The 2999-nt window shown below is 64.8% G+C and carries 4 protein-coding genes; 3 read left to right on the top strand and 1 reads right to left on the bottom strand.

Going from position 1 to position 2999, the window contains the following annotated elements; all coding sequences use genetic code 11:
* Positions 1-766: UxaA family hydrolase (locus tag EOA28_RS30955; RefSeq protein ID WP_148670961.1), on the bottom strand; the 766-nt coding region annotated here is incomplete at its 3' end.
* Positions 767-1023: 257 nt separating this feature from the next.
* Here EOA28_RS30955 and EOA28_RS30950 point away from each other — a divergent pair.
* The 3 genes from EOA28_RS30950 to EOA28_RS30940 form a co-directional block, all read left to right on the top strand.
* Positions 1024-1959 carry a GntR family transcriptional regulator gene (locus EOA28_RS30950; RefSeq protein WP_127250052.1) on the top strand — a complete coding sequence of 312 codons (936 nt, stop codon included), beginning with the start codon at positions 1024-1026 and terminating at the stop codon, positions 1957-1959.
* A gap of 124 nt (positions 1960-2083) precedes the next feature.
* On the top strand, positions 2084-2431 hold the full coding sequence (locus EOA28_RS30945; RefSeq protein ID WP_128315622.1) for a hypothetical protein: 348 nt from the start codon (positions 2084-2086) through the stop codon (positions 2429-2431).
* A 90-nt stretch (positions 2432-2521) separates the two neighbouring features.
* A partial coding sequence (locus EOA28_RS30940; RefSeq protein ID WP_148670960.1) for a copper chaperone PCu(A)C occupies positions 2522-2999 on the top strand: 478 nt, incomplete at its 3' end.

Below are 2999 nucleotides of genomic sequence, written 5' to 3'. Positions count from 1 at the left end.
GGATGGGCTCGCGCTTGAGGTGGCCGACTTCCTCGGCGATCTCGGTGAGCACGCCCATCGCCTTCTCGACCGATTTGCGCGAGCCGCCGGCCTCCGGGATGTTGAAATGGCGTTTTCCCGCCGCGACACCCTTCTGGCCGTAGAGGGTGAGCTGATTGACCTCGCAGCCCAGCCCGACCATCATCACGCCGCCGAAATTCGGATGGCGGGCATAGCCCGCAAGCGTGCGGTGCAGAACCATCATGCCGTCACCGGTGCCGCTCATGCCGCAGCCCTGGCCATGGACGATCGGAACGAAACCGTCGATGCCGGGATATTTTGGCAGAATCGTGCGGTTGGCCTCGTCGGCGATGGCGTGGCAGACGGTGGCCGAACAATTCACGCTGGCGATGATGCCGATGAAGTTGCGCGTGCCGGCGCGCCCGTCGGCACGGCGGTAGCCCATGAAGGTGCGCTTGCGGTCGGCTGCGGTGGCGTGCTCGGCCTCGCTCGGCGGAACCACCGGCAGGCGGCCGCTCTCGAACACCAGATTGTGCGAATGGACATGCTCGCCGGGCGCGATGTCCTGGGTGGCGCGGCCGATCGCCTGCGCGTATTTCACCACGGCTTCGCCCGCCGTGATCGGCCTGATCGCAACCTTGTGGCCAGGCTCGATCACCGCGATCGCGGTGGCGCCACCCGGCAGCGCCGTGCCGATCTCGATGCGGCCGTTGGCGACCGCGACATTGTCGGCGGGGGAAAGAAGAATGGTGTTTGCGGGGTTCACGAGCGGCTGTCCTGGGTCATCCTGGGAATGCGGGCGGATTGACATGCGCCCGTTTGGGGGTAATGTCTTTTATCGTGAAAAAACATTTTTGCGTCAATTGTTTTTTCATCAGCGGCGGCTGGCGCCCCTTGTTCGATGCGCGACCGCCCGTTTGGCAAGCCGGCGAAAAACGATTCCGCTTTTCGGGGCCGTGCGCTAGGAGACACCGATCATATCGCGCTTTCGGCTTTCCGCTGCGAGCGTTGGGGGATACAGGCATGTCGAAGAGCAACAACGTCTACAAGGACGCGTTCAACCGCTGCCTGCGGCTGCTCGACGAGACCCAAAGCCTGCCGTCCGAGCCGGAACTCGGCACGCTGCTCGGTGTGAGCCGGACCACTGTGCGCAGCATCCTTTCGCGCATGGAAGAGACCGGGCTGATTGCCTGGAACAAGCGTAACAAGACAGTGCTCAGGGGACCGCTGCCGGAGGATTTCTTCCCCGAGGAAGAGACAGATTCGCTGGCCGAGATCATCGAGCGCTCCTTCATGCGCAGGCTGCTTGCCGGCGGCGCCGAGGCCGGCATGCAGATCAACGAGCTGGAACTGGCGCGCGAGATCGGGGTGGGCACCACCAGCGTGCGCGAATTCCTGATCCGCTTCTCACGCTTCGGGCTCATCGAGAAGCGGCGCAACAGCCACTGGGTGCTGAAGGGTTTCACGCGCGCCTTCGCGCTGGAGCTGACCGAGATCCGCGAGATGTTCGAGCTGCGCTCGGCGGCGGCCTTCGCCGCCCTGCCGGTGGACAGCGCGGTGTGGGCCGATCTCGACCGGCTGGAGGTCGAACATCGCCAGCTTGCCAGCGACATAGCCACGCGCTTCAACGAATTCTCGGAGCTCGACGAGCGTCTCCACCGGCTGATCCACCGCGCCTCGCACAACCGCTTCATCGTCGACTTCTATGACGTGATCGCGATGATCTTCCACTACCATTATCAGTGGAACAAGGCCGAGGAGCGCCAGCGCAACGAAGTCGCGATCCAGGAGCATCTCGCCTATATCGCGGCGCTGAAGTCGCGCGATCCCGCCAAGGTAGACGTCGCCTGCCGCAAGCACCTGAAGTCGGCGCGCCAGACGCTGCTGAGCTCGATTCCCGAGGGACGGCAGGCGCAGCCCGCCGACGGTACGTTGTCAGGCACATTTTCCCGGGCATGAACGGGTATCGCGCCGCGTTGCCGCAGCGCGGTTTTGCCGATTTTCCCGCCTTATCGTCCGTGTTACGGTCGATCGAATTTCCGGGAGAGGCTTTGCGTTGCATATCCGGCTGAGACGATGGAGCATGCCGGCCGCGTTCGTCGCGGCGCTGCTCCTGTTGCTTCAGTCCTCCCTCGGCGCCTTCGCCTTCGGCGCGCCGTCGCAGCTCGATGCCTTCGGCAATGTCATCTGCACGCATGAAGGGGCCGTAAAACTCCCCGGAGGGGATCCGCACCAGCAGCATATGCCGGCCTGTTGCTCGCTCGGCTGCAGCATGGTTTCGCCAGCGCATCTGCCGCCGCCGGAAGCAGGCGCGCCGGCCGGAACCCGGCTTTTAGAGGCGGTCACCTTCCAGCTTCCGGCCTTCCGGCACCAGGATTTCGCCCGCGACCGTTCTCCGGCCAATCCGCGCGCGCCGCCGGCAATGGTCTGATCCGCGGAACCATCCGCGGACCCATTCATCCAAAGACCAGACTGTTCGCGGCCGCAAAGGCGGCGCGATCCTCATATTCATGGAGCACCCATGTCCAATCTTCTACCCCGGGCGCAAGCCTTCGTCCTTCGCGGCACGCGGCAGCTCGACTTCCAGCGGCGTCTCGCCTTCGCCGCGCTTTTCGTTGTTCTTCTCCTGGCGTGCATTCCCGGTGCCCTCGCGCATGAGTTCAAGGTCGGCGACCTCGAGATCGAGCATCCCTGGTCGCGGGCGACGCCGCCCGGCGCCAAGGTGGCCGGCGGCTATTTCACCGTGGTCAACAAGGGCAGCGCGCCCGACCGGCTGCTGTCGATTTCCTCCGACATCTCCGACAAGGCCGAGCTGCATGAGATGGGCGTCAAGGACGGCGTTATGACCATGCGGCCGGTCGAGGGCGGGCTGGAGATCCCGGCCGGCGGCAAGGTCGCGCTGAAGCCCGGCGCCCACCATCTGATGTTCACCGGCTTGAAGCGGCAGACGAAGCAGGACGAGAAGTTCCCGGCGACGCGGACCTTCGAGAAGAGCGGCA

The sequence above is a fragment of the Mesorhizobium sp. M2A.F.Ca.ET.067.02.1.1 genome (genome assembly GCF_004023285.1).
Lineage (GTDB): Bacteria > Pseudomonadota > Alphaproteobacteria > Rhizobiales > Rhizobiaceae > Mesorhizobium.
Note: the sequence above shows the minus strand (reverse complement) of the source record. Positions and strands in the feature narration are given on the sequence as shown.

What these genes read in the sequence shown, in the direction of transcription:
- EOA28_RS30950 (WP_127250052.1), top strand. Translation starts at nt 1,024, where the DNA reads ATGTCGAAGAGCAACAACGTCTACAAGGACGCGTTCAACCGCTGCCTG.
- EOA28_RS30945 (WP_128315622.1), top strand. Translation starts at nt 2,084, where the DNA reads ATGCCGGCCGCGTTCGTCGCGGCGCTGCTCCTGTTGCTTCAGTCCTCC.